The sequence below is a fragment of the Aeromonas sp. S2(2024) genome (assembly GCF_041402505.1).
Classification (GTDB): domain Bacteria; phylum Pseudomonadota; class Gammaproteobacteria; order Enterobacterales; family Aeromonadaceae; genus Aeromonas; species Aeromonas media.
This window is the reverse complement of the sequence record NZ_JBGLRL010000023.1, coordinates 25732-40966: the sequence shown is the minus strand read 5'-3', so window position 1 is coordinate 40966 and position 15235 is coordinate 25732. Positions and strand designations below refer to the sequence as shown.

The window sequence follows — 15235 nt, the reverse complement described above, 5'->3', positions numbered from 1 at the left end:
TTGGTGCGCGGAAAGTGGCGGCTAGAATGGGAAAACCGCCCATCATCAACAGATACCCATGAGTGAAACCAACGCCTTATATCGAGTGCAGTTTATTTGTCACAACGAGCGTTACGAGGTCTATGTCAAGGACGTGAATCAGGGCCAGCTGTTCGGCTTTATCGAGATCGCGAACTTCGTGTGGGACAACCACACGGCGCTCATCGTCGATCCCAGCCATGAGAAGCTCAAGAGTGAGTTTGCCGACGTCAACCGCACCCTGATCCCCATGCACCAGGTGCTGCGCATCGATCAGGTGCGCAAGCAGGGGGCTGCCCGCATCACGGATCTGGGCAGCAACGTCGCCTCCTTCCCGAGCCCCATCTACACCAAGAAGCCCTGAGCCGTCCGGGTACTAGGTACTCAGCTCCCGTGCGAGCTGCAGGATCCGCTGGCGGAACCAGTGCAGGGCGGGATCTTCTCCCAGGGGGCCGTACCACACCAGACTGTGGGTCACGGCGCCGTAGTCGAACGGGACGGGCCGGCTCACCAGCCCGGACGGCCTGGCCTGTCCGGCCCAGCCGTCGATGGCGGTGAGGATGAGATCGCTCTGGCGCAGCAGGGCGGCCGCACTGCCAAAGTCCGGCAGGGTGGCACCGATCTGGCGTCGAACCTGACGCTGGGCCAGGCTCTGCTCGAAGAAGGGGTCGGCCAGCTCGCTGTCGCGAATGACGACATGGCGCCAGCTTAAGTAAGCATCCAGATCCCAGGGCCCGGCCAACGCCGGGTGATCGTCCCGCAGCAGGCAGACCAGCTTGTCTTCCCGCAACGTCTCCCATACCAGGCCAGGCTGGCTGGGCAGGGGCTGGCTCTGGTCATGGGGCAGGATCACGAAGTCGAGCTTGCCTGCCGCCAGCGCCGCCAGTCCCTGCTGATCCTTGTTCCAGATGACGGGCACCAGCCCGGGCACTTCCTGCATCAACTTCCCCAGCACGGGCCCCATGGGCCAGATCATGCTGCTTTCCCGCATCGCCAGATTCAGCTCCCCCTGCCAGCTGGCGGGGTTGAAGCCCTCCGGACTGGTGAGGCCGTTCAGCTCGCTCAGCAGCCGGCGCAGGCTGGGTCCAAGCCGCTCGGCGAACGGGGTCAGCAACAGCTGGTTGCCCTGGCGATAGAGCAGCTGATCGCCGAGCAGATCCCGCAACTGGTTGAGGGTCTTGCTGACGGTGGAGGGGGTGGTGCAGAGCCGCTCGGCGCTGCGGGTGACGCTCTGGGTATCCAGCAGCAGGTGCAGGGTCACCAGATGACGGCCGCCGAGGCGTGAGAGCGCGATGAGATCCATAAAACCTCCCGGGATGAAGCCCGTGCGGGCGAGGATGAGGGGAACGTCTGGCAGCCGGGATTGCCCCTCCAGACGGAACAAACAAAAAGCCCCGCTTGAGCGGGGCATGGGGATTACCCCTTTAGCACGGCGGCCATGGCGTCGGCCACGTAGTCGACGTTGCGGCTGTTGAGGCCCGCCACGCACATGCGACCGGAGCGCACCAGATAGACGGCGAACTCCTCACGCAGGCGATCCACCTGCTCCGGGGTGAAGCCGGTGTAGCTGAACATGCCGCGCTGGCTGATGAAGTAGCTGAAGTCGCGGCCCGGCACCTTGGCGCTCAGCACCTCGAACAGCTTCTCGCGCATCGCCTTGATGCGGGTGCGCATCTCGGTCACCTCGCCAACCCACATGGCGTACAGGCTGGCATCGTTCATCACGGCCGCGGTGATCTGGCCGCCGTGGGTGGGCGGGCTGGAGTAGTTGCGGCGCACGGTGGCCTTCATCTGGCCCAGCACCCGGCTCGCCTCTTCGGCATCCTGGCAGATGACCGACAGTCCGCCACAACGCTCGCCGTAGAAGGAGAGGTTCTTGGAAAACGAGTTGCTGACGAAGAAGCTGACGCCGGCGGCCACCATGGCGCGAATGGCGTAGGCATCCTCTTCCAGCCCGTCGCCGAAGCCCTGATAGGCGATGTCCATGAAGGGGATCAGGTTCTTCTCGACCACCAGCGCGATCACCTGGTCCCACTGGGCACGGGAGAGATCCACCCCGGTCGGGTTGTGGCAGCAGGGGTGAAGCAGCACGATGCTTTTCGCCGGCAGGCTGCTCAGGCAGTCGATCATGGCGTCAAACTGCACGCCGCCGGTGGCCGCATCGTAGTAGGGGTAGTCGTGCACCTTGATGCCGGCGCCCTCGAACATCGCCTTGTGGTTGTCCCAGGTGGGATTGCTGACCCACACCTCCGAGGTCGGGAAGTAGCGCTTGAGCAGATCGGCGCCGATCTTCAGCGCGCCGGAGCCGCCGATGGTCTGGATGGTGGCGATGCGGCCCGCCCTGACCGCTTCGTGGTCGGCGCCAAACAGCAGGTGCTGCACCGCGCTGCGGTAGTTGGCGGCCCCTTCCATCGGCTGATAGGGGCGCGGCGCGGGGGCGGCGGCACGCTGGGCTTCGGCCTGCTGCACCGAGGGCAGCAGCGGAATGCGGCCCTGCTCGTCGTAATAGAGGCCGATCCCCAGGTTCACCTTCTGCTCGCGGGTGTCTTTGTGGAAGGTTTCGACGAGCGTCAGTATGGGGTCGCCAGCATAGGCATCGACGTGTTCAAACATGGGGGGTCCTTGCGAAGTGGAATCCAGAGTATGGCGATCAATGATCGGCGGTCATGATGGCGTAAAGCGGGCGAGGGCTCAAGTCTGAAAGGGGCGGAGAGCGGTGGACTGGAGCCACTCTGCTGTAAAGAGGGTGGTGTGCTGCAGAGTGGGGGCAGCTTATCTGCCCCGCACCTGCCGGCGTTATTTCAGATAGGAGCGCAGCACCCTCACCACCTGATCCAGATCTTCCAGCCGCTCGGCCGGGGTCGCTTCCGCCGCCCCCAGATGCTCGCGCATGTGGCCTTCCAGCACCTCCAGCATCAGGCCGTTGACGGCACCGCGGATGGCGGCAATCTGCTGCAAGATGGCGGCGCAGTCCGTCTCCTGCTCCAGGGCACTCTCCAGGGCGCCGGTCTGTCCCTTGATGCGTCTGACCCGTGCCAGCAGCTTCTTCTTGTCGTGAACCGTGTGTGACATACAGGATCCTCTCGCGCATTAAAACTATACTGGGGTATAGTATATTGCATTGTCGCTCTCAGGAGAAATTCATGTCATCCCTCGCTTCATCCCACTGCCAGCAACCCGTCGTTCATGAAGGGAATCCGCTGGCCGAACAGAAAACCCGTTGGGCCGTGCTGCTCACCCTCATCATGATGGTGGCGGAAATCGGCGGTGGCTGGTTCTACAACTCCATGGCGCTGCTGGCGGATGGCTGGCACATGAGCTCCCACGCCCTGGCCCTCGGCCTCTCCGTCGTGGCCTATCGTGCCGCCCGTCACTTCGCCCGGGATCACAGATTCAGCTTCGGTACCTGGAAGATAGAGGTGCTGGGAGGCTTCAGCAGCGCCCTGCTGCTGGTGGGGGTGGCGGGTCTGATGCTGTTCGAGTCGGTGGCCCGGCTGCTGGATCCCAGCCCTATCCACTATCAGCAGGCCATCGGCATCGCCATCGGCGGCCTGTTGGTAAACCTGGCCTGCGCCTGGTTGCTCAAGGACGATCACGGTCATCACCACGGTCACGGCCATCATCATGACCACCATGACCATCATGGTCACCATCACCACGGCCATCAGGATCTGAACCTGCGTGCCGCCTATCTTCACGTGCTGGCGGATGCGGCCACCTCTGTGCTGGCCATCTTCGCGCTGGTGGGGGGCATGCTGTGGGGAGCCGACTGGCTGGATCCCCTGATGGGCATAGTGGGGGCCGTGCTGGTGGCGGTCTGGGCCCGGGGGTTGCTGAGGGACACGGGTCGCGTGTTGCTGGATGCGGAGATGGACGCCCCCCTGGTGGCGGAGATCCGCGAGGTGATAGCCGAGCTGCCTGACGCCGAGATCCGCGATCTGCACGTCTGGCGGGTGGGGCAGGTGCAATATGCGGCCGTGCTCTCCTTGCGGATGGCGGTCCCCATCCCGGCACAGGCGATCCGTGAACGGCTCGCCATCCACGAGGAGCTGGTGCACCTGACCATCGAAATCGCTCAGGGATAGGAAATAGGATGGCGCCCGGTGCCTATCCCAGGGCCTTGATTCAGTGCGGCGGGCGTTCGTTCTCCCCTTTGGCTTGATCCTGCCAGAGCGAGCCCAGCATCAGTTTGAGCAGCAGCCCTGGTGGGTCATCCAGCAGCCGACCGGGTTCCAGCAGCAGGTGACCGTCTGCGCGAAAGCCCAGGCTGGCGTGGGTCGCTCCCTCGTCATCCAGGATCTGGATGATGCCGATCAGGGTTCCCCGCTCACCGGGCTGACAGCGAAGCCGCAGTTCGCGCGGCTCACCCAGCAGGGTGAAGGCCCGGCAGAGGGGCGGCGTCTCTTCGTAATCGGGCCAGCTGAAGAAGTGATACTGCTCGGCGAGTCCCCCGGCCTGCTGACAGAATTGGTGAAACAGCTGGGCAATCCCCTGATACTCCTGATCCAGCCGCTTCGCCTGCTCCTCGATCCGTTTCATCGGTCATGACTCCTTGCTATCCATTTGATCGGAAATTGATTTTTTCCGGCATGAACCCGTCGCTCTGCTGGTATGGGCCCAAAGCGGGGGCGGGTCTGTGAGCGCGATCCAATTTTCGTTATGAAAACGTTATCTTGTTGAAACGGGTTGGTTTTTTTTGCCCGGCCGCTCACATTTACAACAATCTCCGCTGATTAATATGGCATCGCTCGGTTACGACCGGGTACCTCGAGTATCGAGACCAACTACAGCGGGAATTATAAAAAAATGGATATGAAAAAGACCAAGGTGGCGCTGGTAACAGCCTCACTGCTCGCGCTTTTGTCAGGCTGTAACGACAACAGTTCTTCACCCTCCACCCCTCCGACTCCCCAGGATGAGCCCGTCGCTCGTCTTCCCAATGTGCAACCTCCGGCCGAGCAACTGGTGGCCGGCCCCAATCAGGCGGTGATCGCCCTGGTCGACACCCAGAGCAGTGCGGCCCGTGGCGTCGACGGTCCCTTCGCGGGCCACAGCCTGCACCTGTGGAACAACGATGCCTGCAACGCAACGGCAGAGGCAGGTCTCAATACCGGCTGGGATGACAAGAGCAAGACGCCGTCAGCGGCAGACAGCTTCGGCCCGGCCTGGGTGGTGCCGCTCAGCAAGATGGAAGGCTGCATCAACTTCATTGCCCGCAACGGCGATCTGGCGAACCTGACCGGCAGCGACATGAAGGTCATCTTCAGCGAGCACCCGGATCGCACCGTGGCCATCGTCGCGGGCAAGAACGAGATCTTCGGCAGCCGTGCCGAGGCCTTCACCGCCGCCTTCGGCGTGGCGGGAGCCAGTGCCCACCTGATCGACGGCAACACCCTGATCTGGCAAGGGGGCAAGGACAAGCCCCATGTCCGTCTCTATTACACCGAATCCGGCACCATAGCCGCCAACGGCGAAGGGGTATTCGACTTCCCCTACCTCAAGCTGACCCCGACCAGCCTCAGTGCCGAACAGCAGGCCAAGTATCCGCACCTCAAGGATGCCGCCGCTTTTGCCCTGCCGTCAGGGAAAGACCTCAAGCCCCTGCTCAAGGGAGAACTGGTGGCCATCGGCACCGATGCCGACGGTATTTTGCAGGGGGCGACCCTGGTGCAGAGCGCCGGTGCCCTCGATGCCCTCTACAGCGAAGCGGCCACCAAGCTGACTTACGGCGCCATCGTGGAGGGAGGCAATGTCACCTTCCGGCTGTGGGCACCGACTGCGAAGTCGGTCAAACTGGCGCTGTTCGACGAGCAGCACAACGCCATCGGCGAGCGCGCCATGACACAAGACGAGGCCAGCGGCAGCTGGAGCGTGCAGGGTGGCAGCGATCTGGTGGGCAAATACTATCGCTACGACATCCAGGTCTATCATCCGGTCAGCCGCAAGCTGGAATCCTACCAGGTGACCGACCCCTACTCCCTGAGCCTGGCCATGAACTCCGAGTTCAGTCAGGTGGTGGATCTCGACGATCCTGCCCTGAAGCCCGATGGCTGGGACAGCCTGAAGGCGCCCCACAGCCAGCAGAATCCCGCCGACATCACCATCTATGAGGCCCATGTCCGGGATCTGACCGGCAATGACCCCTCGACCGATGAAGAGAAGCGTGGCAAATTCCTCGGGCTGACCCAGCCCGACAGCGTCCCCGTCACTCACCTCAAATCCCTGGCCAAGAGCGGCGTCAGCCACCTGCACCTGCTGCCGGTGTTCGACATCGCTACCGTCAACGAGGATCCGGCCAAGGTGGCGAACATCAGCGATGACTTCAGCAAGCTGTGCGAGGTCAACGCCGAGGTCAAGAACTCCAAGTTCGCCAGCCACTGCGGCGGCGGTGAGACCATCGCGGCGGTGCTGGAAGATCTGCAAGCCAGCGACAGCAAGGAGAACCCTGTGGTGCAGGAGCTGTATGGCTATCTGCGCGGGGTGGACTCCTTCAACTGGGGTTATGACCCTTACCACTACACCACCCCGGAAGGCTCCTACGCCACCAATGCGGAAGGGACGGCCCGGATCAAGGAGTTCCGCGAGATGGTCATGGCCATCAAGCAGAACATCGGCATGAACGTGGTGATGGACGTGGTCTACAACCACACCAACGAGGCCGGCCTCGGCCCGAAATCCGTGCTCGACAAGATAGTGCCCTGGTACTACCAGCGTCTGAACCCGGAGACCGGCTCGGTGGAGAACTCCACCTGCTGCTCCAACACGGCGCCGGAACACGCCATGTTCGCCAAGCTGATGGATGACTCCCTGGTCACCTGGGCGCGGGACTACAAGATCGATGCCTTCCGCTTCGACCTGATGGGCCACCACCCGAAAGATCAGATGGTGCAGGCCCTGGCCGAGGTGAAGAAGGTCAACCCGGACATGTACTTCTACGGCGAGGGGTGGAACTTCGGCGAAGTGCAGGATGACAAGCGCTTCGTGCAGGCGACCCAGAAGCACCTGGCTGGCACCGGTATCGGCTCCTTCTCCGACCGGCTGCGGGATGCGGTGCGTGGCGGCAGCCCGTTCGACGGCGGTGACGCCATCCGCAAGACCCAGGGCTTCGGCAACGGCGCCCTGGTGGATGCCAACGAGGTGGACGGCGTCGATCTCGCCACCGCCCTGCACCAGTCCGACCTGGTGCGCCTCGGCATGGCGGGCAACCTCAAGGAGTTCGTGCTGACCGACAAGGATGGCGTGCCGAAGAAGGGGGCCGACATCGACTACAACGGTCAGAGCGCGGGCTATGCCCAGGATCCGACCGAAATCCAGAACTACGTCGACAAGCACGACAACCAGACCCTGTTCGACAACCTGGTTTACAAGGCGCCAGCAGGGGCCGATCTGGTGCGGATGCAAGGGGTATCGCTGGCCACCGCCATGCTGGGGCAGGGCATTCCCTTCACCCATGCCGGGGTCGAACTGCTGCGCTCCAAGTCCATGGAGCGGGACAGCTATGACTCCGGTGACTGGTACAACCGGGTCGACTACACCCTCGGCGACAACAACTTCGACAAAGGCTTACCACGCAAGGATAAAGACGGCGACAACTACCCCTTGATCGAGCAGGTGCTCGGCCAGCACGCCAAGCCGGGCTCGGCCGAGATGCAGCAGATGGTCAGCTTCTACCAGGAGCTGTCCGAGTTGCGTCAATCCTCCCGCCTGCTGCGTCTGGGCAGCGGTGCCGAGGTGATCAAGCGGGTCGACTTCCGCAACACCGGGCCGGATCAGACCCCGGGCCTCATCGTGATGACGGTGGATGATGGCAGCAAGGCTGGCGCGGATCTGGATCCGGCCATCGACGGTCTGGTGGTGATGATCAACGCCACCAGCCAGAGCCAGACCATCGGCGACTTCCGTGACGGCGACGATCAGCCCATCGACCTCTCCGGCATGGTGCTGAGTGGTAAGCATCGCGGGGTCGACAGCATCGCCAGTGGCGCTGCCGTGGGTAACGGTGAGCTGACCCTGGGAGCCTGGTCTGCTGCCGTCTTCGTCAAGCCGCAGAACGGCGCCCAGGGCGCAGGCCTGCCGGTGAGCAAGAAGACGGATCTGAGCACCCTGCCTCCCTTCGGTGATACCGAGGTGTTTGTCCGCGGTTTCCTGGGGGCCTGGGATCCGGTCAACAAGATGAACTTCAGTGGCAACTATACCTATGAGTTCACCACCGACGTGACGACGGATCAGCTGGGAACGACTCAGGTGAAGATCGCCGGTAGCGACTGGGGTGGTCCCGTCAACTACGGCAAGTGCAGTGATACCGACCAGCTGGCGACCGGCCAGGTCAGTGCGCTCTGTGCCAATGGCGGGGATCTGCCGTTCAATGTTGACAAGGCGGGCAGCTACAAGTTCGTCTTCACCGCCATGAACAAGGACAAGCCGACCTTGAGCGTCAGCTACACCGAGCCGGTGCAGAGCTGCAAGGTGCTGGATACCGTCGCCGGTAATCCGCTCGGCTTCCCGCTCTATGTGCGCGGCAGCCTGAGCGACTGGAACGCACAGCCGACCTATCAGCTGAACTACAAGGGGATGGAGGGCAATCTCGCCATCTATCAGGCCGCCTTCAACTACGCGGGCAGCTTCGACTTCAAGTTTGCCAACGACGACGGCAACTGGAGCAAGCAGTTCTTCGTCAAGGATGCCGGCGGCACCCTGATCGCCCTGGAGCCTGAGCAGTCCTATCCGCTGCAGCACGGCGATGGCGGCATGGGCAACAACAGCATGACTCTGGCCCAGGGCCTGTGGAGCTTCCTGGTCAAGGTCGATCCGACCAAGACCTCTGGCGAGGTGGGTACCGTCATCGTCCAGGAGTGCAGCGCCAAGTAAGCAACCCCATCGAGCCCTGGGCTGACTCGGCACCCCAGGGTTGAATTCCACCTCGCCAAGGGTGGGATAACTCCGAGAGAGTAAGCAAAGCGCGACTGCCGACCGGCAGCCGCGCTTTTTCTTTGTCGTGGTGGGCGAGGCAATAAAAAAGCCGCCCTGCTGGGGCGGCTGTTGGTTGTACCGTTAACGGCCGGCTTAGCGCTTGCGCAGCAGGCGCAGGGCGTTGGCGGTGACCAGGGCGGTGGCGCCGGTATCGGCGAGCACGGCTATCCACAGGCCTGTGATGCCGAGCAGGCTGGTGACCAGAAAGATGGCCTTGAGCCCCAGCGCCAGCGCTATGTTCTGGTGGATATTGGCCAGTGCCGCCCGCGACAGCCGGATCATGGCGGCCAGGCCGCCGAGCTGGTTGTGGGTCAGGGCCGCATCGGCGGTCTCCAGCGCCACGTCGGTGCCGCCCCCCATGGCGATGCCGATGCTGGCCCGCTTCATGGCCGGCGCGTCGTTGATGCCGTCGCCGATCATGGCTACCTTGCGGCTGCTGGCGAGCAGACCAATCTCCTCTACCTTGCCTTCCGGCAGCAGGCCCGCGCGCCAGTCCATGCCCAGCTCGGTGGCGATCGCCTCGGCGGCGCGCGGGTTGTCGCCGGTCAGCATGATGCTGCTTAACCCCAGTTCCTTGAGCTCGCGCAGCGCTGCCGCGGCGTCTGGCCGGATCTGGTCGCGTAGCGCCAGCAGGGCCGTCGGGGCGGCATCAGGCTGACCGAGCACCACCACCGTCTTGCCCTGGTGCTCCAGGGTGGCGATCCGGGCATTGAGGTCATTGTCCAGCGAGTCAATCCGGCTCGGGGCCAGCAGTTGCCAGAGGGTGCCTTCGACGCGCCCCTCCACCCCCATGCCGGGCAGGGCGCGCAGATCGCTTGCTGTGGCCAAGCTCAGCCCCTGTTCGCTCGCTGCCGCCACCACGGCGCGGGCCAAGGGGTGGTGGGAGCCCTGCTCGATGGCGGCGGCCAGCGCCAGCAGTTCGGTCTGTGGCTGGCCATTGAGGCTGATGAAGTCGGTCAGCTGCGGCTTGCCCAGGGTCAGGGTGCCGGTCTTGTCAAAGGCCACTGTATCGATGTGGGCCAGCCGCTCCAGGGCCGCACCGCCCTTGATCAGGGCCCCCTGCCGGGTTGCCGCCGCCAGGGCCGAGGTAACCGCCGCCGGGGTGGAGATCACCAAGGCGCAGGGGCAGCCGATGAGCAGCAGCGCCAGGGCGCGATAGATCCACTCGTCCCAGCTCTGGCCGAAGGCTAGCGGTGGCACCAGCATCACCAGCAGGGCGACCAGCATCATGGCCGGGGTGTACCAGCGGCTGAAGCGGTCGATGAAGCGCTCGATGGGGGCGCGCTGGCTCTCGGCCTCCTCGATGAGGTGCAGGATGCGGTCGATGGCGTTGTTGCCGGGCTCGGAGACCACCTCCAGGCGCAGCACCCGATCCGCCGCCAGACTGCCGGCGGGCACCTTGTCCCCCTGACGGCGCTCCACCGGGATGGACTCGCCGGTCAGGGCGCTCTCGTCAAACGCACCGAGCTCATCGAGCAGGCGGGCATCTGCGGCCAAGCGGGCGCCCGGGGCGATTTCGATGATGTCGCCGGGGCGTAGCATCTCGGCGGCAACCTCTTCCCGTACGTCACCTTCTGCTGTGGTACGAATGCGCAGCGCCTTGTCGGGCACCAGGGCCATCAGGGCGGTGACCCCGGCGCGGGCGCGACCGGCGGCGTAGGCCTCCAGGTGTTCCCCCAGCATGAAGAGCAGCAGCACCATGGCCGCCTCGGCGGTCTCCCCGAGGAAGAGGGCGCCGAGCGCCGCCACCGTCATCAGGGTCTCGATGGCGAAGGGGGAGCCGCTTCGGGTCAATGCCCACGCCTTGCGGGCGACGGGCCAGAGCCCCCAGAGTGTCGCCAGGGTAAAGAGCGGCTGGCCGAGCTGGGCCGGCAGCAGGGCGGCCACCCCCATCAGGCCGGCCAGCGACAGAGGCTGCCAATATCTGGTGAGCATGGCCATCTGTGGGCTGCGGCGTTTGGCGCTGTCGTCCCCGGGTTGAATTGCCCCCTTGAGCCGGAAGCCTGCAGCCAGCACGGCGGCGGTGACAGGGTCGGGGGAGAGGCCGGGGGCGAGATCCACCACCAGCTTCTCGGTGGCGAACAGCACGCGAGCCTGGGTGACACCTTCGACCCGGTTGACGGCCGTCTCTATCTTGCGGGCGCAGCTGGGGCAGTCCATCCCCAGCACCTGCCAGCTGTGGCGGCGACTGTCGCGGGTCGGGGCGGGCAGAGGCCCCTCGGTCACTGCTCCATGGGCGCGATGATCATGGTCGTGTGGATGGGAAGGCTTGCCTCCGGCGTCACGGCCCCTGGGGGGGTCTTCATCCCCGGGTCCCTCGTCGACCCCGTGCGCCTGGTGATCCTGGGGCGCCGGGTTGGCGCAACCGCTGGCAGATGCGACCTTGTCGCAGCAGTGGCTGTCGTGCCTGTGCTGATGGGGGGTGGCCTTGCCGATGGCCTTGATGGGGGCGGCATGGGAATGGTTGCAGCAGGATTTGCTCATGATGAGTCCCTCTTGAGTGGATCCCGCCCCTGCGGGATCGCCTATGTCTGAGCCCAGTGTAAACCTTGGTGTTAAGTCCAAGGTCAAGCCCTTCTCTTTCCCACCTCAGCGGGACAGGCGAGACAGGGCCGCAACAAATCCCTCTTGTTAGCGGGTGTTTGTCCCCTGCCGCTGGGCCTATACTGGGAACCCTGGATCCCCCATCGATAATCAAGGACCTAACATGAGCAATACCGTCACCCTGCAAGGCAACCCCGTCTCCGTCTCCGGCCACTTCCCCGTTGCCGGTGAGCAGGCCAAGCCCTTCTCCCTGGTTGCTGGCGATCTGTCCGATGCGACCCTGGCGACCTTCGCCGGCAAGCGCAAGATCCTGAACATCTTCCCGAGCGTCGACACCCCGACCTGCGCCACTTCCGTACGCAAGTTCAACGAGCAGGCCAGCGCCCTGAGCAACACCGTGGTGCTGTGCATCTCCGCCGATCTGCCGTTCGCCCAGGCCCGTTTCTGCGGCGCCGAGGGTCTGGACAAGGTAGTGAACCTCTCCACCCTGCGTGGCGTCCCCTTCCTGCAGGACTATGGCGTGGCCTTCTCCTCCGGTCCCCTGGTGGGCCTGGCTGCCCGTGCCATCGTGGTGCTGGATGAGCACGACAAGGTGCTGCACAGCGAGCTGGTGGCCGAAGTGGCCGACGAGCCGAACTACGCCGCCGCCCTGGCCGCTCTGTAAGTTTCGTCTTGCGCTGATTGCCGACGGCCTGCTGATGCAGGCCGTTTTTATTGCGGGCGCAGTGACCCTCAAGGTTGAGGTGATCAGACTCGCTGGCCCATATTCCCCTGCTTCTTCTCACCGGCCTTTTACTTATGGGGTCAGGCTGGCTAGACTTCGCCTCCCACTTCTTCTTGCCGCGTAGCCCCATGACCTTTAGCGAACTCTCCCTCCATCCCACCCTGCTGGCCGCACTTCCTGCCGAGCTGCATACCCCGACCCGCATCCAGCAGCTTGCAATCCCGGTGGCATTGGCGGGCCAGGATCTGCTGGCGCTGGCCCAGACCGGCAGTGGCAAGACTCTGGCGTTCGGCCTGCCACTGCTGCAGGGGCTGGACGCGGCCTCCGATCGGGTACAGGGGCTGGTGCTGGTGCCGACCCGGGAGCTGGCTACCCAGGTGAGCGCAGCGCTGCAAGGGGTGGCCGAGGCGCTGGGGCTGCGCACTCTGACCCTGTGTGGCGGCGTGCCACAGGAGCAGCAACAGGCCGAGCTGGCCCTGGGGCCGCAACTGCTGGTGGCGACACCGGGGCGACTGCGGGACTTGCTGGCCCAGCGGCGGCTGGGCTTAAGCAACTTGCGCACCCTGGTGCTGGATGAGGCGGATCGCCTGCTGGAGATGGGCTTCTGGCCCGATATCCAGTGGTTGTTGAATGCCATACCGACGGCGCGACAGACCCTGCTGTTCTCCGCTACCCTGCCCCTCGAGCTGGAGAGCCTGGCTACCGATCTACTGACGAACCCGATCCGGATCGAGGCCAATCCGCTCAACAGTCTGGTGAGCGAGATTGAGGAGCGGCTCCATCTGGTCAACAAGAGCAGCAAGGTGCCTGCACTGATCAGCCTGCTCAAGGCGCAAGACTGGCCCCAGGTGCTGGTGTTTATCAGCGCCAGGGACGATGCCGACGGGGTGGCCAGAAAGCTGGCCAAGGCGGGCATCGCGGTGGCCGCCCTGCACGGCGAGAAGGATCAAGGGGCGCGGGAGCAGGCGCTTGCCGATTTCAAGGGGGGCAAGGTACGGGTGCTGGTGGCCACGGATCTGATGGCGCGGGGCATCCACGTGGAGGCGCTGCCCGTGGTGATCAACCTGGATTTGCCTGCCAATGCCCCCGTCTATGTGCATCGCATCGGCCGCACCGCCCGCGCCGGGCAGAAAGGCCTCGCCCTCTCCCTGGTCTGCCATGGGGAGGCCGAGACGCTGGCGGCCATCCGCACCCTGACCGGTCGCGCACTACCGCTGGAGGGGCTTGAGGGCTTCCCGGTGACCGACCTGCCTGCGAGCGGGGAGGGCAAGCGGGCCCCCCGGGACAAGCAGGCCAACCGCCGCACCCAGGCCAAGCGCAGCGTCAGGCAGTTCAAGGGTAAGGCCTAGGGGCGACGCTGCCCGGTTGGGCAGTATCAAAGAGCGCCTGTTTCGGTATGCTCCATGGAATGGACCATGGAGGATAGCGGATGACGACCCTGGTAATGGGGCCCCTGCTGGGGCTCGAATCGGAGACACAATACAGCATCTGTTTCCTGGCGGTGGCGGGCTTCAAAGGGGCCAGCGTCAAGATCAATGGCAAGCTGCTGAGCGCCAGCAAGCAGGCGGATACCCCCAGAGGGGTGTTCTGGCGCGCCGTCTGGTCGGCGACCCCCAAGGCCCTGGCCAGCACGGTCGATTACGAGATCCTGCTGGACGGTGTGTCCGCCCGGGATCTGGCCGGGGCCAGCCAGTGGCAGTTTCATCTGCCGGGGCAGGAGGAACGGGTGCGCATCGGGTATGCCTCCTGCAACGGTTTCTCCGACTTCAAGCTGCTCACCTCCACAACCCAGCCTTACGTAATGTGGGACAGGCTGGCCGCCGAGCACAGGGATCACCCCTTGTCGCTGCTGCTGATGGGGGGCGATCAGGTCTATGCCGACTCCCTCTGGACCTCGGTTCCGACCCTGAAGGCCTGGAACGAGCTGGATCGGGTGGACAAGGTCAAACGCAAGGCGACCCGGACCATGGTGGAACAGCTCGATCGCTTCTATTGCGAACTCTACTGCCGGCAGTGGAGCCGCCCCGAGGTGGCCACCATGTTGGCCCGGGTGCCGAGCGTCATGATGTGGGACGATCACGACATCTTCGATGGCTGGGGCAGCTATCCCGCCGACTTGCAGGACTGCGAGGTCTATCAGGCCATCTATGCCGCCGCCGCCAAGTATTTCAGGCTGTTCCAGCTGCGCTCCGCTGCCAATGTCTCCCTGCTGGATCCGGTGCACCTGACCCATCACTCCTGGCGATTGCGTTTTCGGGGCTACCAGATCCTGGCGTTGGACAACCGGGCGACCCGCAGCCAGAACCAGGTGATGAGCCGGGAGCAGTGGGATCAGATCAACGGGGCGCTGGCCGATTGCGGTGAGGGACACCTGTTGGTCATGACCGGGGTGCCCGTGGTCTATCGGGATTTCTCCTTCACCGAGGCGGCGTTCGATGCGACCCCCTGGGAGGAGGAGCTGACCGACGATCTCAAGGATCACTGGCGCGCCAAGTCACACCAGGGGGAGCGGGCCCGCCTCATCATGCGGCTGCTGGACAATGCCAGGCTGCGGCGCCAGGCCGTCAAGGGAGAGGATCAGGTGCTCCCCAAGACCCTGATCCTGTCAGGGGATGTGCACGTGGGTTGCCTCGGGGTGATCCAGGACCGGCGGGGGGAGGGGGTGATGAATGTGCACCAGTTGGTCTCCTCCGGCATAGTCCATCCCTGCCCCACCCAGTTCCAGTGGACGGGGATCCTCGCCATGACCAACGACGCTCCCGAATACCTCGACGAGAGCCGGCTGGTCCGTGCCGAGCTGCTCAAGCCGTTTGGTGCTCCTGTCTATCTGCGCACCCGCAACTTCGCCACCCTGCAGATGGGTAGCGACAACAAGCTGTGGGTCAACTGGCATTGCGAGAACGATCTGGCCGCCAGCTATCCGCTGGCCTGATGCCGGGGAAATGCGAAGGGCCCTGGCGGGCCCTTTTCTTTTCAATC

Annotated in this window: 11 protein-coding genes; 6 read left to right on the top strand and 5 right to left on the bottom strand. The window is 64.3% G+C overall.

Annotated features, from left to right (window positions below; genetic code table 11):
* Window positions 1-58: 58 nt before the first annotated feature.
* On the top strand, window positions 59-382 hold the full coding sequence (locus ACB039_RS18260) for a DUF1820 family protein (RefSeq protein WP_043133393.1): 324 nt from the start codon (window positions 59-61) through the stop codon (window positions 380-382).
* 12 nt (window positions 383-394) lie between these two features.
* On the opposite strand, the gene ACB039_RS18255 is transcribed toward ACB039_RS18260, so the two are convergent.
* The 3 genes from ACB039_RS18255 to ACB039_RS18245 form a co-directional block, all read right to left on the bottom strand.
* Window positions 395-1321, bottom strand: coding sequence for a LysR family transcriptional regulator (locus tag ACB039_RS18255; RefSeq protein WP_139751356.1), 927 nt, complete (start codon window positions 1319-1321; stop codon window positions 395-397).
* Window positions 1322-1434: 113 nt separating this feature from the next.
* Window positions 1435-2631: an aromatic amino acid transaminase gene (locus tag ACB039_RS18250; RefSeq protein WP_371166174.1), complete on the bottom strand. Its 1197-nt coding sequence runs from the start codon at window positions 2629-2631 to the stop codon at window positions 1435-1437.
* Window positions 2632-2814: 183 nt separating this feature from the next.
* Complete coding sequence (locus ACB039_RS18245) at window positions 2815-3090, bottom strand: metal/formaldehyde-sensitive transcriptional repressor (protein WP_005326467.1); 276 nt, start codon at window positions 3088-3090, stop codon at window positions 2815-2817.
* 71 nt (window positions 3091-3161) lie between these two features.
* Between ACB039_RS18245 and dmeF the strand changes: the two genes are divergently transcribed.
* A complete protein-coding gene (dmeF, locus tag ACB039_RS18240) occupies window positions 3162-4103 on the top strand; it encodes a CDF family Co(II)/Ni(II) efflux transporter DmeF (protein ID WP_043133386.1) in 942 nt (313 codons plus the stop codon).
* Between the two features lie 40 nt (window positions 4104-4143).
* On the opposite strand, the gene ACB039_RS18235 is transcribed toward dmeF, so the two are convergent.
* Window positions 4144-4557, bottom strand: a complete 414-nt coding sequence (locus ACB039_RS18235; protein ID WP_005326471.1) for a hypothetical protein — start codon at window positions 4555-4557, stop codon at window positions 4144-4146.
* A gap of 267 nt (window positions 4558-4824) precedes the next feature.
* On the opposite strand from ACB039_RS18235, the gene pulA reads away from it, so the two are divergent.
* Complete coding sequence (pulA, locus tag ACB039_RS18230; RefSeq protein ID WP_270824544.1) at window positions 4825-8886, top strand: pullulanase-type alpha-1,6-glucosidase; 4062 nt, start codon at window positions 4825-4827, stop codon at window positions 8884-8886.
* A gap of 195 nt (window positions 8887-9081) precedes the next feature.
* Here the strand turns inward: pulA and ACB039_RS18225 are convergent, their stop codons facing one another.
* The gene (locus ACB039_RS18225) at window positions 9082-11472 is read right to left on the bottom strand and encodes a zinc/cadmium/mercury/lead-transporting ATPase (RefSeq protein ID WP_270824543.1); all 2391 of its coding nucleotides are present in this window, start codon (window positions 11470-11472) and stop codon (window positions 9082-9084) included.
* Between the two features lie 223 nt (window positions 11473-11695).
* Between ACB039_RS18225 and tpx the strand changes: the two genes are divergently transcribed.
* The 3 genes from tpx (at window position 11696) to ACB039_RS18210 (ending at window position 15188) form a co-directional block, all read left to right on the top strand.
* Window positions 11696-12196 (top strand): thiol peroxidase, encoded by a 501-nt coding sequence (gene tpx, locus ACB039_RS18220; RefSeq protein ID WP_270824542.1) that lies wholly within the window; start codon window positions 11696-11698, stop codon window positions 12194-12196.
* Between the two features lie 188 nt (window positions 12197-12384).
* Complete coding sequence (locus ACB039_RS18215) at window positions 12385-13605, top strand: DEAD/DEAH box helicase (protein WP_371166173.1); 1221 nt, start codon at window positions 12385-12387, stop codon at window positions 13603-13605.
* An 80-nt stretch (window positions 13606-13685) separates the two neighbouring features.
* Window positions 13686-15188, top strand: a complete 1503-nt coding sequence (locus ACB039_RS18210; protein WP_371166172.1) for an alkaline phosphatase D family protein — start codon at window positions 13686-13688, stop codon at window positions 15186-15188.
* Window positions 15189-15235: the final 47 nt, after the last annotated feature.

Bases quoted from the DNA above. Each gene is read 5' to 3' on its own strand.
- ACB039_RS18260 (WP_043133393.1), top strand. From the start codon at position 59: ATGAGTGAAACCAACGCCTTATATCGAGTGCAGTTTATTTGTCACAAC.
- ACB039_RS18255 (WP_139751356.1), bottom strand. From the start codon at position 1,321: ATGGATCTCATCGCGCTCTCACGCCTCGGCGGCCGTCATCTGGTGACC.
- ACB039_RS18250 (WP_371166174.1), bottom strand. From the start codon at position 2,631: ATGTTTGAACACGTCGATGCCTATGCTGGCGACCCCATACTGACGCTC.
- ACB039_RS18245 (WP_005326467.1), bottom strand. From the start codon at position 3,090: ATGTCACACACGGTTCACGACAAGAAGAAGCTGCTGGCACGGGTCAGA.
- dmeF (WP_043133386.1), top strand. From the start codon at position 3,162: ATGTCATCCCTCGCTTCATCCCACTGCCAGCAACCCGTCGTTCATGAA.
- ACB039_RS18235 (WP_005326471.1), bottom strand. From the start codon at position 4,557: ATGAAACGGATCGAGGAGCAGGCGAAGCGGCTGGATCAGGAGTATCAG.
- pulA (WP_270824544.1), top strand. From the start codon at position 4,825: ATGGATATGAAAAAGACCAAGGTGGCGCTGGTAACAGCCTCACTGCTC.
- ACB039_RS18225 (WP_270824543.1), bottom strand. From the start codon at position 11,472: ATGAGCAAATCCTGCTGCAACCATTCCCATGCCGCCCCCATCAAGGCC.
- tpx (WP_270824542.1), top strand. From the start codon at position 11,696: ATGAGCAATACCGTCACCCTGCAAGGCAACCCCGTCTCCGTCTCCGGC.
- ACB039_RS18215 (WP_371166173.1), top strand. From the start codon at position 12,385: ATGACCTTTAGCGAACTCTCCCTCCATCCCACCCTGCTGGCCGCACTT.
- ACB039_RS18210 (WP_371166172.1), top strand. From the start codon at position 13,686: ATGACGACCCTGGTAATGGGGCCCCTGCTGGGGCTCGAATCGGAGACA.